Annotated in this window: 14 protein-coding genes and 1 pseudogene; 8 read left to right on the forward strand and 7 right to left on the reverse strand. The window is 70.6% G+C overall.

Annotated elements, in window-relative coordinates; all coding sequences use genetic code 11:
• Positions 1–77 precede the first annotated feature (77 nt).
• Both KIH27_RS05040 and KIH27_RS05045 read left to right on the forward strand, forming a co-directional pair.
• On the forward strand, positions 78–998 hold the full coding sequence (locus KIH27_RS05040) for an MmpS family transport accessory protein (RefSeq protein ID WP_214091843.1): 921 nt from the start codon (positions 78–80) through the stop codon (positions 996–998).
• Entirely contained in the window at positions 998–1,624 is a 627-nt protein-coding gene (locus KIH27_RS05045; protein ID WP_214091844.1) for a DUF2561 family protein, read from the forward strand. The genes KIH27_RS05040 and KIH27_RS05045 overlap by 1 nt, the downstream gene beginning before the upstream one ends.
• A 12-nt stretch (positions 1,625–1,636) precedes the next feature.
• Here KIH27_RS05045 and KIH27_RS05050 read toward each other — a convergent pair whose 3' ends face one another.
• The 5 genes from KIH27_RS05050 to ctaE all read right to left on the reverse strand — a co-directional run bounded on the left by KIH27_RS05050 (position 1,637) and on the right by ctaE (position 6,658).
• Entirely contained in the window at positions 1,637–2,284 is a 648-nt protein-coding gene (locus tag KIH27_RS05050; protein ID WP_214091845.1) for a class I SAM-dependent DNA methyltransferase, read from the reverse strand.
• A gap of 96 nt (positions 2,285–2,380) precedes the next feature.
• Complete coding sequence (gene qcrB, locus KIH27_RS05055) at positions 2,381–4,009, reverse strand: cytochrome bc1 complex cytochrome b subunit (RefSeq protein ID WP_214091846.1); 1,629 nt, start codon at positions 4,007–4,009, stop codon at positions 2,381–2,383.
• Positions 4,006–5,169, reverse strand: a complete 1,164-nt coding sequence (gene qcrA, locus KIH27_RS05060; RefSeq protein WP_214091847.1) for a cytochrome bc1 complex Rieske iron-sulfur subunit — start codon at positions 5,167–5,169, stop codon at positions 4,006–4,008. Before qcrA ends, qcrB begins: the two co-directional genes overlap by 4 nt.
• A complete protein-coding gene (gene qcrC, locus KIH27_RS05065) occupies positions 5,166–6,047 on the reverse strand; it encodes a cytochrome bc1 complex diheme cytochrome c subunit (RefSeq protein ID WP_250149605.1) in 882 nt (293 codons plus the stop codon). Before qcrC ends, qcrA begins: the two co-directional genes overlap by 4 nt.
• On the reverse strand, positions 6,044–6,658 hold the full coding sequence (gene ctaE / locus KIH27_RS05070) for an aa3-type cytochrome oxidase subunit III (protein WP_214091848.1): 615 nt from the start codon (positions 6,656–6,658) through the stop codon (positions 6,044–6,046). Before ctaE ends, qcrC begins: the two co-directional genes overlap by 4 nt.
• Before the next feature lie 124 nt (positions 6,659–6,782).
• On the opposite strand from ctaE, the gene trpD reads away from it, so the two are divergent.
• Positions 6,783–7,865, forward strand: coding sequence for an anthranilate phosphoribosyltransferase (trpD, locus tag KIH27_RS05075; protein ID WP_307856788.1), 1,083 nt, complete (start codon positions 6,783–6,785; stop codon positions 7,863–7,865).
• A 21-nt stretch (positions 7,866–7,886) separates the two neighbouring features.
• Here the strand turns inward: trpD and KIH27_RS05080 are convergent.
• Positions 7,887–9,629 (reverse strand): annotated as a pseudogene (locus tag KIH27_RS05080) (DEDD exonuclease domain-containing protein); the annotation flags it as partial.
• A gap of 87 nt (positions 9,630–9,716) precedes the next feature.
• Between KIH27_RS05080 and KIH27_RS05085 the strand changes: the two are divergent.
• The 4 genes from KIH27_RS05085 (at position 9,717) to KIH27_RS05100 (ending at position 13,256) form a co-directional block, all read left to right on the forward strand.
• Complete coding sequence (locus KIH27_RS05085; RefSeq protein ID WP_214091850.1) at positions 9,717–9,983, forward strand: hypothetical protein; 267 nt, start codon at positions 9,717–9,719, stop codon at positions 9,981–9,983.
• A 165-nt stretch (positions 9,984–10,148) separates the two neighbouring features.
• On the forward strand, positions 10,149–11,288 hold the full coding sequence (ripC, locus tag KIH27_RS05090; protein WP_372451301.1) for a peptidoglycan hydrolase RipC: 1,140 nt from the start codon (positions 10,149–10,151) through the stop codon (positions 11,286–11,288).
• 31 nt (positions 11,289–11,319) lie between these two features.
• Positions 11,320–12,117, forward strand: coding sequence for a hypothetical protein (locus tag KIH27_RS05095; RefSeq protein WP_372451302.1), 798 nt, complete (start codon positions 11,320–11,322; stop codon positions 12,115–12,117).
• Positions 12,114–13,256: a glycosyltransferase family 4 protein gene (locus KIH27_RS05100; RefSeq protein WP_214091851.1), complete on the forward strand. Its 1,143-nt coding sequence runs from the start codon at positions 12,114–12,116 to the stop codon at positions 13,254–13,256. Before KIH27_RS05095 ends, KIH27_RS05100 begins: the two co-directional genes overlap by 4 nt.
• A gap of 16 nt (positions 13,257–13,272) precedes the next feature.
• Here KIH27_RS05100 and KIH27_RS05105 read toward each other — a convergent pair whose 3' ends face one another.
• A complete protein-coding gene (locus tag KIH27_RS05105; RefSeq protein ID WP_214091852.1) occupies positions 13,273–15,075 on the reverse strand; it encodes an AMP-dependent synthetase/ligase in 1,803 nt (600 codons plus the stop codon).
• Positions 15,076–15,229: 154 nt separating this feature from the next.
• Here KIH27_RS05105 and KIH27_RS05110 point away from each other — a divergent pair, with 154 nt between their 5' ends.
• Positions 15,230–15,625, forward strand: a complete 396-nt coding sequence (locus tag KIH27_RS05110) for a polyketide cyclase / dehydrase and lipid transport (protein ID WP_214091853.1) — start codon at positions 15,230–15,232, stop codon at positions 15,623–15,625.
• Positions 15,626–15,696 lie beyond the last annotated feature (71 nt).

The raw sequence follows: 15,696 nt of genomic DNA on the forward strand, positions 1-15,696 counted from the left end.
GATGTCGGATCGCGTGGGCCGTGGTGGGTGAGAACACTACCCACGTGGGCACCGCGGCTTGAACAGGATGGGCGGGAATGAGCGGGCCGAATCCCCCGGAACCGGGGCCTGGATCGGAAGACCCCGATAGCGGTCAGCCGTCCGCCGAGGGCATCTCGGACGACCTCGCCATCGCCGACGGGGGATCGGTAGCCGATCTGGTGGTGGACGAGGCTCCGGAGGCACCCGCCCCGGCCCGGCCCAGCGACACCGCGTACTCCCAGGCCTATTCGGCGCCGGAGTCCGAACAGTTCATGACCGGCCCGTATGTGCCGATGGACCCGCGACTGTACGACTACGACAGTTACGACGCCCCTGCCGAGACCGATTCGCATCCCCATGCGCCGCGCTGGCCGTGGGTCGTCGGTGTCACCGTGATCATCGCGGCGATCGCCCTGGTGGTGTCGGTGGCACTGCTGTTCGCCCGCACCGAGACTCAGGAGATCGCCACGCCGGCCACCAGCACCAGCACCCCGCTGCTGCCGCCGGTGCAGGACGAGATCACCACCACGCGCACCACGACCAGCACAACCACGCCGCCGCCCCCGCCGACCAGCGAGGAGCCACCACCACCCCCGCCGACCAGCGAGGAACCCCCGCCCCCGCCGCCGGTCGCCGAGGCACCGGCGCCGGAACCGACCACCACGACCGCGGAGGTCACGACCACGACCACGGCAACGCAGGCGCGTCCGCTGCAGGTCACCTACACGGTGACCGGCACCAAGGCCCCGTTCGACCAGATCACGATCACCTACGTGGACGCCTCCGGACAGCGGCGAACCCAGCGCAACGCCTACATTCCGTGGTCGCTGACGCTGACGCCGATCTCCCAGTCGGAGGTGGGCTCGGTGGAGGCCACCAGCATGCTGCGGCTGAGCAAGCTCAACTGTTCGATCACCAGCAGCGACGGCCGGGTGCTCTCCTCGAACAGCAACGACGCACCGCAGACGAGCTGCTGATGGTGAGCAGAAACGGCGGGGACCGCTGGGCGCGGCCGGGACACTCGCCGGAGGTGGTCGACCGGGTCCTGATCGGCCTGTGCGCGCTGATCTGGCTGGTGCTACTGGGAATGAGCGTCGCGGCGATCGTCGCCCTGGTCGATCTCGGCCGTGGCTTCCACCAGCCGAAGAACCCGCACACCGGGCTGCTGTACATCGTGATCGGCGTTTCGGTGCTGGTTATCCTCGCGGCCATTCCGGTGCTGCTGCGGGCCCGCCAGGCCGCTCCGCCGGGTATCGGGTTCGGGGACCGGCCGCCCACCCGGGTGCCGCTGCAGCAACCGGTGCCGACCCGGGCGGACGTGCACGCGCCCGGCCGCCGTGAGCAGACGGTGCGACGGGTACGGCCGAATCAGGCCGCGGTGGACCGGGTGCTGCTGCGCGGGATCACCGAACTCACGGGCGCCATCGGCGCGGGGCTGACCGCCGTCGCGGTGGCCACCTACTTGATGGCGGTTGGCAAGGACACCGGGTCCTGGGTCTGCTACGGGGTGGCCGGCGCGATCACGCTGGCGATGCCGGTGATTCCGTGGCTGCACCTGCGGCAACTGCGTGAGGTGCTCACATCGCCGGTCCGCTTCGGCTGACGCTTCGCCGCGTTACAGTGCTTTCCGGGCGATGAGGTAGGCCTGCGGGGTCGACTCGGTGCCCTCCGGTTCCCGGATGAGCCGGGAGTGGACGCGCAGGTTCGCCTGGGCCAGAAGGGTCGCCACGAACTCGGGCGTTCGGCGGTGGAACGTCAGGTCCACCGGCTCACCGAAGGCCTCGCGCAGGATCCGCGGCCGATCACCCACCTGGAACGCCAGCAAGAGCAGACCGCCGTCGATGAGGACGCGGCTGAACTCGTCGAACACCGGCTGCAGCCGGTCATCGGGGGTGTGGATGATCGAGTACCACGCGCAGACCCCGCCGAAACCGGCGTCGGCCGCGTCGATCGAGGTCATGCAGCCAACGGTGAACCTGATATCAGGGTTCAGCCGGCGGGCCAGCCGGATCATGTTGGGGGACAGGTCGATACCGACTGCGTCCGCACCGAGGTCACGTAGGAGAACAGTGGTGGCACCAGTGCCGCAGCCCACATCGGCGACACGATCGTTGCCCGTCGCGGCCACCAGGCCGGCGAACGCCCGCAGCATCGCCTGGTCGACGGGCTTGTCCCGCAGGTGGTCATGGAATCGGTCGGCGTACGGCTCGGCGATGCGGTCATAGCCAGCGCGGGTGTGGTCGATGAATCCGCCGTCGGACATCACGGCCCGGGCTCGATTCCCGGTGCGGTGCCCGACAAAACAGAGAGCCTGCGGAGCAGGCTCCGCAGGCTCTCTGTCACGCGTCGATCCGATGCGCTAGTGGTGACCGTCCGTCGCGCCGGCGTCCTGGTGCTCGGCCAGGGCGGTCAGTGCGCGGTGCTCGGCCGCGTGGGCCGCCGCGGTCAGCGCCGCATCCTCGGCCACCGGGTCGGGCTTGAGGAAGCTGCCACCGCCGGGGGCGCCGGCCGATCCGAGCTTGTTCATCTTCTTGGGCACCGCTGCACCCTGGTACTCCAGCGGCAGCGGGTGACCGTGGTCGTCGACCGGGCCGAGCGGCTGGTGCAGCTCGATGTAGGCACCGTGCGGCAGCCGCTTGATGATGCCGGTCTCGACGCCGTGCTCCAGCACGTCCCGGTCGCTGCGCTGCAGACCGACGCACCAGCGGTAGGTCATGAAGAACACGATCGGCGGCAGCACCACCATCCCGATGCGGCCGATCCACGTCGTCGCGTTCAGCGAGATGTGGAACTTCCACGCGATGATGTCGTTCATCGCCGCCAGCGTCAGCACCATGTAGAAGGCGATCGCCATCGCGCCGATCGCGGTCCGAACCGGAGCGTCCCGCGGGCGCTGCAGCAGGTTGTGGTGCGCGTAGTCCCCGGTGAACTTCTTCTCCAGGAACGGGTAGAGGGTCAGCAGGCCGAACACCAGACCCATGATCAGCGCGACGCCGACCGGCCCGGGGATCGTGTGGCCCCAGAAGTAGAACTCCCAGGCCGGCCAGAGCCGGGCCAGGCCCTCGGTCCACATCATGTAGAAGTCCGGCTGGCTGCCGGCCGACACCTGGGACGGCTTGTAGGGGCCGAGGTTCCAGATCGGGTTGATCTGCATCAGCCCGCCCATCAGGCCGAGGATCCCGGTGATCATCGCGAAGAACGCACCCGACTTGACCGCGAACACCGGCATCACGCGCACGCCGACCACGTTGTGCTCGGTGCGGCCGGGTCCGGGGAACTGGGTGTGCTTCTGGAACCAGACCAGCGCCAGGTGCACGCCGATCAGCGCCAGGATGATGCCCGGGATCAGCAGGATGTGCAGCGCGTACAGCCGGGGGATCAGGATGTTGCCGGGGAAGTCTCCGCCGAACAGCGCCCAGTGCAGCCAGGTGCCGATCACCGGCATGCCCAGCGTGATCGAGGACAGCGCCGCCCGCAGACCGATGCCCGAGAGCAGGTCGTCGGGGAGCGAGTAGCCGAAGTAGCCCTCGAACATGGCCAGGATCAGCAGCAGCGAGCCGATCACCCAGTTGGCCTCGCGGGGCCGGCGGAACGCGCCGGTGAAGAAGATGCGGGCCAGGTGCACCATGATCGACGCCGCGAACATCAGCGCCGCCCAGTGGTGGATCTGCCGGACGAACAGGCCGCCGCGGATCTCGAAGGAGATGTTCAGCGCCGACTCGTAGGCCCGGGACATCTGCACGCCGCGCAGCGGCTGGTAGACGCCGTTGTAGGTGACCTCGGTCATCGACGGGTCGAAGAACAGGGTCAGGTACACACCGGACAGCAGCAGGATCAGGAAGCTGTACAGCGCGACCTCACCGAGCAGGAACGACCAGTGCGTCGGGAAGACCTTGTTGAACTGGCGTCGCAGCGCTGCCGCGGGGTGGTAGCGCGTGTCGATGTCGTCTGCCTGGCGGGCCAGCAGATCACCGATTGCAGGGCTCATGAGGTGCGCTCCCAGAAGGCCGGTCCGACAGGTTCTACGAAGTCGCCGTTGGCGACCAGATGTCCGTTTGAGTCGATGGTGATGGGCAGCTGTGCCAGGGCACGGGCGGCCGGGCCGAAGATCGGCTTCGCGAAGTGCAACGCGTCGAACTGCGACTGGTGGCACGGGCAGAGGATCCGGTAGGTCTGCTGCTCGAACAGCGACGACGGGCAGCCCAGGTGGGAACAGATCTTCGTGTAGGCGAAGAAGTCGCCGAAGTTGAAGCTCTCCTGACCGGCGCGCTTGACCACCTTGGGCATGTCGTCCGGCCGGATGCGGATCAGCATCACCGGGTTGCGGACACCCATCATGATCTCGTTCAGCTTCTCGTGCGACTCCTCGGTGGTGCCGTCACCGTCGGACTCCCGCCACGGGAAGACCGTCTCCATGCCGCCGGCGTCCAGGTCCTCTGGGCGCATCTTGACGAACGCGGTGGCGTTCTGGCCGGTCGCCCGGGCCAGGTAGATGGTCTCGCCGGCATAGCGGGGGGTCCAGCCGGACGTCCACAGCACGGCCTTCTTGCCCTCGGCGGTGTCGACGACGGGCTTCCACGGGTTGTTGATCAGCCCGCCGATGCCGGCGACCGCGGTGCCCAGCCCGAACGCGCCGAAGCCGATGCCCAGTGAAGCGCCGAGCAGCTTGCGACGGCCGATGGTGGAGCCCTCGAAGGCGTCGGTCAGGTTGGCCGCCACCGTCTTGCGGTGCACCTCGGCGGAGCTGCCGTCGTGGCGCTCCTGGATCGAGATCTCCTCGGGGATGAACTTCTTGACGAACAGCACCGCGCCGACACCGATCGCCAGCACCGACAACCCGAAGGTCAGCCCGTACAGCGGGGTCGCGAGCGCGTACATCGCGCCGCCGGGGGATTCGCTCGGTGCGTACTCCCACGGCCAGAACAGGAAGATCAGCAGCAGGGCCAGCCCGAAACCGCCTGCCGCCAGGAACCAGGCGGCCACGTTGCGCTCGGCCCGCTTCTCGGCGCGGGTGCCCTCGATCGGCCAGCGCGGCTCCTTGTACAGCGTCTCCACGCCGTCCAGCCGGCCGCCGAGCTCGACGAGTTCCTCGCGCGACATCTCCGCCAGGGCGGCGTCGTCGGGAAGTTTCGTCTTGTCGTCGCTCATGCTCGTGCCCCGATCCACAGTGCCGCGCCGATGGCAGCGACCATCCCGACAATCCACATCGCCATGCCCTCAGGCGCCGGGCCGAACCCGCCGAGCCCGTAGCCACCCGGTTCGCGCTCCTCGGTGACGTTCTTGACGTAGGCGATGATGTCCTTCTTCTCCTCGAGGGAGAGCTGCCGGTCGGAGAACCGCGGCATGTTCTGCGGGCCCGAGACCATAGCGGCGTAGATCTGCTGCTCGTTGGCGGGCGCCAGGTCCGGGGCGTACTTGCCCGACGACAGGGCGCCGCCACGGCCGGTGAAGTTGTGGCAGGAGGCGCAGTTCAGCCGGAACAGGTCGCCGCCGCGGCCGAGGTCGTCGCCGCGCAGCGAGGCCTGGGCGATGCTGCCGTCGGCGTTGCGGACCACGGTGGGGCCGCCGCCGTTGGCCTGCACGTACGCGCCGAGCGCGTCGATCTGGCTGTCGTCGAACATCGGGTCCTTGCGGGGGGCCTGGGCCTCACCGCGCGCCGCCGGCATCCGCCCGGTCGACACCTGGAAGTAGACGGCCGCCTCGCCGACGCCGACCAGGCTGGGCCCGCGACCCGGCACACCCTGCAGGTTGGCGCCGTGGCAGGTGATGCAGGAGGTGTCGAAGAGCTGCTTGCCGGTGCGGAGCAGCGCCGAATTCGACTCGTCTGCGACCGCTACCTGCGGGGTCGGGCTGAGCAGCGCCGCCGTCCCGCCGGCGAGCATCAGGGCCACCAGCAGCAGCAGGCCGCCGGAGAGCCGGCGGCGGAGGCGGCGTCGGGCGACGGTCTGGTTGCGATCGGTCCGGGCCGGCCACAGCCCTCTCGGTGTCTTCAACCCGGCACTCCTCTTCGTTGGGCGCTGACTCATCGGATGAAGTAGATCGTGGCGAACAGGGCGATCCACACGATGTCGACGAAGTGCCAGTAGTACGACACGACGATCGACGCGGTGGCCTGTGCCGGGGTGAACTTGCTCATCGTGGTGCGGAGCATCAGGAAGATGAACGCGACCAGACCGCCGATGACGTGTAAGCCGTGGAAGCCGGTGCAGATGTAGAAGACACTGCCGTAGGCGCTCGACGAGATCGTCGTGCCGTGCTCGCGGACCAGGACGCTGTACTCGTAGCCCTGACCGATCACGAAGGCCAGGCCCATCAGGAAGGTCAGCAGATACCAGCGCCGCAGCCCGAACACGTCACCGCGCTCGGCGGCGAACACGCCCATCTGGCAGGTGAACGACGATGCGATCAGCACCAGCGTCACCGGGACCGCTTCCCAGAGGTTCAGCTCGGTCGGCGGTGGCGGCCACGCGCCCCCGGACTGGGCTCGCGCGGTGAAATACATCGCGAACAGGCCGGCAAAGAACATCAGCTCACTGGAAAGCCACACGATGGTGCCGACACTGACCATGTTGGGCCGGTTCAGCGAATGCACACGCGATGTAATGGCAGTTCCCGAGGACCCCACAGCGCTCGTCACATCCGCAAGTATGACGCTATGTAGTTGTCGAACTCCAGCCGGGGCAGACAATTGGTTCCGAGCGCGTGTCGCGCCGGTTGCGGTCGGCTTGGGCGGCACCGGGGCGACGTGCGACGATCGGCCGGTGATCGAGCCAGGTGGAGAGGTGCAGCCGGCGGGGCAGGCCGGGCAGTGGCGGCAGGTGCTCGGGCGGCTGACGGCCGGTGCGGACCTGGAGCGCGGTCAGGCCGGGTGGGTCATGGAGCAGGTCTTCGCCGGCGCCGCGACCCCCGCCCAGATCGCGGCGTTCGGGGTGGCGATGACGATGAAGCGCCCCACCTCCGCGGAGATCGTGGAGCTGGCCGACGTCATGCTGGCGCACGGCCGCCGGGTTCCGACTGATGAGATCGGCACCGACACCGTCGACGTCGTCGGCACCGGCGGTGACGGCGCCAACACCGTGAACCTGTCCACGATGGCTGCGATCGTGGTGGCCGCGGCCGGGATCCCCGTCGTCAAACACGGCAACCGGGCCGCCGGATCGCTGGCGGGCGGCGCCGACACGCTGGAGGCGCTCGGGGTGCGCATCGACCTGGACCCGGAGACGGTGGCGCGCAGCGTCGCCGAGGTCGGGATCGGGTTCTGCTTCGCCCCGCAGTTCCAGCCGTCCTACCGCAACGCCTCCGCGGCGCGGCGGGAGATCGGGGTGCCGACGGTGTTCAACCTGCTGGGGCCACTGACCAACCCGGCCCGCCCGCGGGCCGGACTGATCGGCTGCGCGTTCGCCGATCTGGCCGAGGTGATGGCCGGGGTGTTCGCGGCCCGCCGGTCCAGCGTGCTGGTGGTGCACGGCGACGACGGGCTCGACGAGCTGACGACGACCACCACCAGCACCGTATGGCGGGTGCAGGCCGGCACCGTGGACCGGCTGACGTTCGACCCGGCCGGTTTCGGCTTCGCCCGCGCCGACGTGTCGCAGCTGCTCGGCGGCGACGCGCAGGCCAACGCCGCCGAAGCGCGCTCGGTACTGGCCGGCACGCCGGGGCCGGTACGGGACGCGGTGGTCCTCAACGCCGCCGGGGCGATGGTCGCCCACGCCGGGCTATCCAGCAGCGCCGAGTGGCTGCCGGCGTGGGAGAACGGGCTGGAGCGCGCGGCCACCGCGATCGACAGCGGCGCGGCCGAACAACTGCTCGCCCGCTGGGTACGGTTCGGCGCCCAGCTCTGAGGCCAATCGCGCCGAGCGTGCCGTCGCCGCCCACCGCGCCCACGCCCCGGCGGCGCCCAGCGGCGTGACCCAGCCGGTGGCGTCGTCGGTGTCCGGGCCGGTGACGCGCACGATCCGCACCCCTGGTGCGGCCAGCCAGCGGGCGATCAGGGCCGTCTCCTCGACCAGTGCACCGCCCAGTGGCGCCTGCTCGGGCAGCACCGACTCGGCGGCGAGGGTGATGGCGTCGACGACGGGCAGCGGCGGCACCCCGGGTGCGGCGCAGCCGGCGGCCGCCAGCCGGCCGTAGCGGATCACCGCGAGCTGCCAGCCGCCCTGGCCGTCCGGCGCGGCGACCACCAGCTCCGGCAGCGCGGCCAGGGCGCGGGCCCGCTGGCTGCGCCACAGCGCCTCGATCGCGGTGGCGGTGCGATCACGCAGCCGGGCGGCGCTCTCGTAGCGGCCGCGGTCCGCCAGCGCCGTCACCTGCTGCACCGCCGCATCCAACGCCGTGCTGTCGGCACCGTCGATCAGTGCCGCGGCCCGACCGGCCGCGTCGGCGTACTGCACCGCCGTGAGGTCCTGCGCGGCCGGGCAGCCGGCGACTTCGCGGGGCGGACAGCGGTGCCGGCCGGAGCGGCCCAAGCGGGTGGTGCAGGTGCGCAGGCCGGAACAGCGGGCCAGCAGTTCTGCGACCTCGGCGGCGTCGGTGCGGGCGCCGAACGGGCCGACCGCCCGCTGCCGGTGCGGACTGCGCGTGACCGTCAGCCGCGGGAACGCCTCCTCGGACAGCGTCACCCACCACCACCGTCGCGGGTTCTTAGACCGCCGGTTGTACGGCGGCGCGTGAGCGGCGAGCAGCCGCAGCTCCCGGACCCCGGCCTCGAGCGGATGCGCGCACTCGACGTGGTCGACGCGAGTGCTCAGTTCCACCATCTCGGAGATGCGCTGCCGGCGGTCGGACCCGTTGAAGTACTGCCCGACCCGGCGGCGCAGGTCGGTGCTGGTGCCGACGTAGAGCACCTCGTCCGACGGGCCGCGGAACAGATACACCCCCGGCCGGTGCGGCAGTCCCTCGGCGAGCACCCGTTTACGGCGCTGGGCCGGTGTCGCGTGCGCGAGATAGGCCCGCAGATCGGGGTAGCTGCGCACCTGCTGATTACCCAGCCGGTCGAGCAGCGCGTGCAGCACGTCGACGGTGGCGCGCGCGTCGTCCAGGGCGCGGTGGGTCGGACGGGTGGTGATCGCGAACAGCCGGGCCAGTTCGGCGAGCCGCACGCTGGGCGCTTCGTCGCGGCTGAGTACCCGGCGGGCCAGTCGCACCGTGCACAGCACCGGCGGGCGCGGCCAGGGCACCCCGCAGCGACCCGCGGCCGCGGTCAGGAAGCCGACGTCGAATCCGGCGTTGTGGGCGACCAGCACCGTGCCGCGGTCGAGCCCGGCGAACTCCAGGAACATCGGCAGGGCGACGTCGATGGTGGGCGCGTCGTGCACCATCTCCGCGGTGATCCCGGTCAGCCGGGTGATCTGAGCGGGGATCTGCCGGCGCGGGTTGACCAGGGTGGCGAACTCGCCCTCGACGACGCCGCCGCGGACCTTCACCGCGCCGATCTCGGTGATCGCGTCGGCGTCGGCGTCCCCGGTCGGGGCGCAGCGCGCGCCGGTGGTCTCCAGGTCCACCACCACGAACGTCGTCTCGTGCAGCGCCGGGCCGTCCCGGGCGTCCCCGTGCCGGGTTTCGAGGTCGGTGAAGCTCAACTGCCCTGTCTGCGCACCCGGGGTCATAAGCCAGAACGTAAGCCGCGCCACCGACAACCTGTCGGTGGCCGCACTTACCGTGCCGATATCTGACCGGATAGAGAGGAAACACCGATGGAACAGATCCCGAACCCCGCCGCGCCGACCCGGTCCGAGTCGGAGCCCGTGGTGATCGACTGCGACACCTGCGCGGTGCGCGGACCGGCGTGCCGGGACTGCGTGGTCAGCGTGCTGCTCGGCGTGCCCACCGAACTGCTCGAAGACGAGCGCGCCGCCCTGAACGTGCTCGCCGATGTCGGGCTGGCCCCCCGGCTGCGGCTGGTCCCGATTCGTGATGTTCGACACGGTTCGGTGGGGCGGCATGAGTCAGGGGTAGCCTGACGGCCGACGTACCCGTTTAGGGGTTGGCCTGGCACTGCTGTTAGAGTTGCGGCTCGCGATGGACAACGCCGTTGCGGTTTCGTAACCTATTCGAGACGTTCCGTAGATCCGCTACGATGCGACTCGGTATTCGACACGTCACCGGCAGTGTTAAGGACGCAAATCTTGGAGCTCGACGGTATGCACTGGAGTCTGCGCGGGGTGAAACGCCCTGCTGTCGGCGCTCTGGCCGGGCTGGCGGCGACGGCCTCGGTGGTCTCGGCACTCCTGGGTCCCGCACACGCCGATCCCGCGAACGACGCCCTGGCCAAGCTCAGCGAACTGTCCCGGCAGGCCGAGCAGACCACCGAGGCGATGCACACCGCCCAGCTCAACCTCGATGAGAAACTGGCCGCCCAGCAGGCCGCCGACAAGACCCACGCCGACGACCAGGCCGCGCTGGACGCCGCCGTCGAACAACTCGCCACCTACCGGGCTGCGGTGAACCGCTACGCCGCCACCACCTACATGGGCGGTCGCACCGGGGGAATGGACGCCATCCTCACCGCCGAGGCGCCGCAGCAGCTGATCGACAAGCTCGCCGTGCAGCGCGTGGTGGCCAGTGACCTGTCGGTGCAGATGGATCGCTTCCGGGCCGCCAATGAGCAGGCGAATCGCGCCGAACAGGCATCGGCCAAGTCCGCCGACGACGCCAAGTCCGCCGCCGAGCAGGCCGCCGGTGTGCGCGCTGAACTGCAGGCCAAGCAGAGCCGGCTGCAGCTGCAGATCTCGGTGGTCAAGTCGCAGTACTACGCCCTGACGCCGCAGCAGCGCACGGCGCTCGCCACCCCTGGCCCGGTCCCCGAGGGCCTCCCCGGCGCCCCCGCACCCGAAGCGCAGGCTCCGGCGCCCGGCGCCGACGCCCCGGCACCCCGATTCGAGATGCCGTTCGCCACACCCGGCGACGGTGCTGGTGGTGGCGCGGCCGCCACCGCGGTCCAGGCGGCGCTGACCCAGGTCGGCACGCCCTACGTCTGGGGCGGCGCCGCACCGGGCGGATTCGACTGCTCCGGACTGGTGATGTGGGCCTTCCACCAGGCCGGCATCTCGCTGCCGCACTCCAGCCAGGCGCAGGCCAACGGCGGACAGCCGGTCTCGCTGTCGGACCTGCAGCCCGGTGACGTGCTGACGTTCTACGGCGACGCGTCGCACTCCGGCATCTACGTCGGCGACGGCATGATGATCCACTCGTCCACCTACGGTCAGCCGGTCGCGGTGGTGCCGATGAACGCGTCCGGCCCGATCCACAACGCGCGTCGTTACTGAGCGACGCCGCACCCGCCGCCGGCTGGCCGCCGTGCTGGCGGTCGAATTGGTCGGTGCCGCAACCTTTCTGACCTTCCCTGCAGAACGGGCGTCGGATCCGGCGCTGGTGGTCGGCGAGCATCGCACGGTCGAACTGGTGAACCGCGGCGGACCGCAGGGCCAGGCGCTGCTGGATCGGATCGCCGTGAACATCGGCGCCTCCGTCGAAGCGGTCGAGGCGTTCTGGGGTACCGACTGGTCGCATCGCATCGTGGTGACCGCGACGGACTCGGCTCGCCAGTTCGCCGCCCTGGCCAGTGGTGACACCGACGGCGACATCGCCCAGTGGTCCGACGTGGCGGCGGTTGCGGTGGCCGACCGCGTCGACCCGCAGCACCGCCTGGTGATCGGTCAGCGCGTGGTCTTCGCGCCCGACGCCGACGAGATGAGCACCCCGGCGCTGCGGATCGTGTTGACCCACGAGTTGTTTCACTACGCCACCCGGGTCGACACCGCCGCCGATGCGCCGCGATGGCTGGTCGAGGGCGTGGCCGACTTCGTCGCCCGGCCCGAGCAGAGTCTGGCCGCCCTGACCGGATCGGTGCTCACGTTGCCGTCGGACGCCGACCTCGACACCCCCGGGCCGAGCCGCACGCAGGCCTACGACCGGGCCTGGGCGTTCGCCCGCTTCGTCGCCGACTGGTTCGGACCGGCCAAGCTGCGGGAGCTCTATCTGGCGGCCTGTGGCATCGGGCACGTCGACGTCGCCAGTGCCGTGCACCGGGTGCTCGGGGTGGGGCTACCCGACGTGCTCGCCGGGTGGCAGCAGTGGCTAGCATCGCTGCGGTGAGCCGGGTTCTGCTGGTTACCAATGACTTTCCGCCGCGACCCGGCGGCATTCAGTCCTACCTGGAGGAGCTGGTCCGGCGCGTCGCGCTCGCCGGCGACCACGACGTGACGGTCTACGCGCCGCGCTGGAAGGGGGCCGACGGCTACGACCGGGCGGCCGCCGACATCGGCTACCGGGTGGTGCGCCATCCCGGCACCCTGATGCTGCCGGTGCCGGCCGTCGACACCCGGATGCGCCGGATCATCGCCGAGCAGGGCATCGACACCGTCTGGTTCGGCGCCGCGGCGCCGCTGGCACTGCTGGCCGGCCGGGCCCGGTCGGCCGGGGCGACCCGAGTGCTGGCCAGCACCCACGGGCACGAGGTCGGCTGGTCGATGCTGCCCGGCGCCCGGCAGGTGCTGCGCCGGATCGGTGACGGCACCGACGTGGTCACCTTCGTCAGCCACTACACCCGCGGCCGGTTCGCGTCGGCGTTCGGACCCGGCGCCGCCCTGGAACACCTGCCGCCCGGCGTGGACACCGACCGGTTCCGCCCCGATCCGGCGGCCCGCGCCGACCTGCGGTCCCGGTACCGGCTGGGGGAGCGGCCCACAGTGGTGTGCGTGTCACGCCTGGTACCCCGCAAGGGCCAGGACATGCTGATCCGGGCGCTGCCGGCGATCCGGCGCCGCGTCGACGGGGCCGTGCTGGTGATCGTCGGCGGGGGACCATACCTGGAGCACCTGCAGCGGCTGGCCCGGGAGTGCGGGGTGGCCGAGCACGTGACGTTCACCGGCGGGGTCAAGGCCGATGAACTGCCGGCCCACTACACCCTGGGCGACGTCTTCGCGATGCCGTGTCGCACCCGTGGCGCCGGCCTGGACGTCGAAGGCCTGGGGATCGTGTTCCTGGAGGCCGGTGCCGCCGGTGTGCCGGTGGTCGCCGGCAGCTCCGGCGGTGCCCCCGAGACCGTGCTGGCCGGCCGCACCGGATCGGTGGTCGACGGGACCTCGGTCGAGCAGGTCGGCGCCGCGGTCGCCGCGCTGCTCGCCGACCCCGACCGCGCCGCGGCGATGGGCGCCGCCGCCCGGGACTGGGTGCAGCAGCACTGGCGCTGGGACACCCAGGCGCAGCGCCTGGCCGCGCTGCTGCGGGGCTGATCCCGTTCCGGCCCGGTCAGCCCTTGCTGTAGATGGCCTCGATGGCGTCGGCGAACTTCTCCGACACCACCTTGCGCTTCACCTTCAGGGTGGGGGTCAGCTCGCCGGTGGCCTCAGTGAAGTCGACCGGCAGGATCCGGAACTTGCGGATCGATTCGGCGTGCGAGACCGACAGGTTGGCCTGCTTGACCGCGGCGTCCACCTCGGCGGTCAGGTCCGGGTCGTCGGTGAGGTCGGCCACCGAGGCGCCGGCCGGCTTGCTGTTGCGCTGCTTCCAGCCGTCGAACGCCTCCGGGTCGATCGTGATCAGCGCACCGATGAACGGCTTGGCGTCGCCGACGACCAGCGCCTGGCTGATCAGCGGGTGCGCGCGCAGCTGGTCCTCCAGCACCGCCGGGGCGACGTTCTTGCCGCCGGCGGTGACGATCAGCTCCTTCTTGCGGCCGGTGATCTTCAGGTAGCCGTCCGGGTCGATCTCGCCGATGTCACCGGTCCGGAACCAGCCGTCGACGATCGCCTCGGCGGTCGCGGCGTCGTTCTTCCAGTACCCGCCGAACACCACGCCGCCGCGCACCAGTAGCTCACCGTCCTCGGCGATCCGCATGCTGTTGCCCGGGATCAGCTGGCCGACCGTGCCGATCTTGATGTTGTCGAGCCCGTTGACGGTGATGGCGGCGGTGGTCTCGGTCAGCCCGTAGCCCTCGTAGATGGTCAGCCCGACGCCGCGGTAGAAGTGGCCGAGCCGCTCGCCCAGCGGAGCCCCGCCGGAGACCGCGGCGTCGCAGTTGCCGCCCAGCGCGGCGCGCAGCTTGTGGTAGACCAGCTTGTCGAAGATCGCGTGCTTGATGCGCAGCAGCAACCCCGGGCCGCCGGAGTCGATGGCCTGGCTGTACTCCACCGCGGTCTGCGCGGCGATCTCGAAGATCTTGCCCTTGCCGTCGTTGGCCGCGTTCTGCGCGGCGGTGTTGTAGACCTTCTCGAAGACGCGGGGCACCGACACCACCACCGTCGGCTTGAACACCGAGAACATCGGCACCAGGTTCTTGATGTCGCTGGTGAACCCGACCGTCACCCGGTTGGTGAAGGCCGCCAGGGCGATCGCCCGGGCCAGCACGTGGGCCAGCGGCAAGAACACCAGCAGGCGCTCACCGGGGGCCAGCCGCGTCGGCAGTGCCGTGGTGTCGCCGCGAACCTCGTAGATGAGGTTGGCGTGGGTCAGCTGGCAGCCCTTGGGACGGCCGGTGGTGCCCGAGGTGTAGATCAGCGTCGCCGGGTCGGCGGCGCGCAGCGCGTCCAACCGCGCGGTCAACTGCGCCGCGTCCTGTCCGGCGCCCGCCTCGGCGAGCTCGTCGAGGGCCTTGGGGCCAGACCCGTCGATCGTCAGCACATGGCGCAGCGCCGGCAGTTCGCCGGTGAGCTCGTTGACCACCCCGGCGTGCGCGTCGGTCTCGCCGAACGCCAACACCGCCTCGGAGTCCTGCATCACCCAGCGCACCTGCTCCGCCGACGACGTCTCGTAGATCGGCACCGTCACGGCGCCGACGGACAGGATCGCGAAGTCCAGGATCGCCCACTCGTAGCGGGTGGCGGAGAAGAGGACGACCCGGTCGCCGGCCTGCACGCCGCGGGCGATCAGGCCCAGTGCCGCCGAGCGGACCTGTGCGGCCGCGGCGGCGCACGTGACGTCTGTCCAGACGCCGTCGATCAGGCGCTGGTAGATCACGGCGTCCGGGTGGTCGCGTTCGTGCTCGAAGACGACCGCGGCGACGTTGTCGTGCTCCTCGACGGTGAACGGTGCGGGAACACTGAACTCACGCATTGCAATGACCTCTCTACGGCTGCCCGTTGGCTGTCGACTCAGCCTAGTCGGCGTGGCGTGACGGGTGTGACGGTGTTCACGCCGCGGCCCCGCCGGCACCGGCTACCTCTGCTCGGCGTTCCGTCCGGACGCCGCCGTGTGTGAAGCTAGGGCGATGAACAGTATCCAGGTTGCCGACGAGACGTTCGTCGCCGCACCGGGTGTGCGGGTCGGCGCCGCGGTCTCCGACCCGTCGAGTTGGCGCCGGTGGTTCCCCGACCTGCAACTCCAGGTGGTCGAGGACCGGGCGGACAAGGGCATCCGCTGGACGGTGGCCGGGCCGCTGACCGGCACCATGGAGATCTGGCTGGAGGAGGTGCTCGACGGCGTCGTCCTGCACTATTTCCTGCACGCCGAGCCCGCCGGGGTCACCGGCAAGGCACTCGCCCGGCTGAACCTGGCCAAGCTCACGCACAGCCGTCGGGTGGCCGGCAAGCGGATGGCTTTCGAGGTCAAGTCCGAGGCGGAGCGCTCCCGGCCGGTCGGCGTCGCCCCGTCGGCGTCGGCCTGACCGATCCGGCGGCGGGCACTGCGGGGTACCGTTTCTGCCGAGGGCCGGTGGCAGGCGCAGACGACTTAGGG

Origin of the sequence: Mycolicibacter acidiphilus, from assembly GCF_018455725.1 — a bacterium.
Lineage (GTDB): Bacteria > Actinomycetota > Actinomycetes > Mycobacteriales > Mycobacteriaceae > Mycobacterium > Mycobacterium acidiphilum.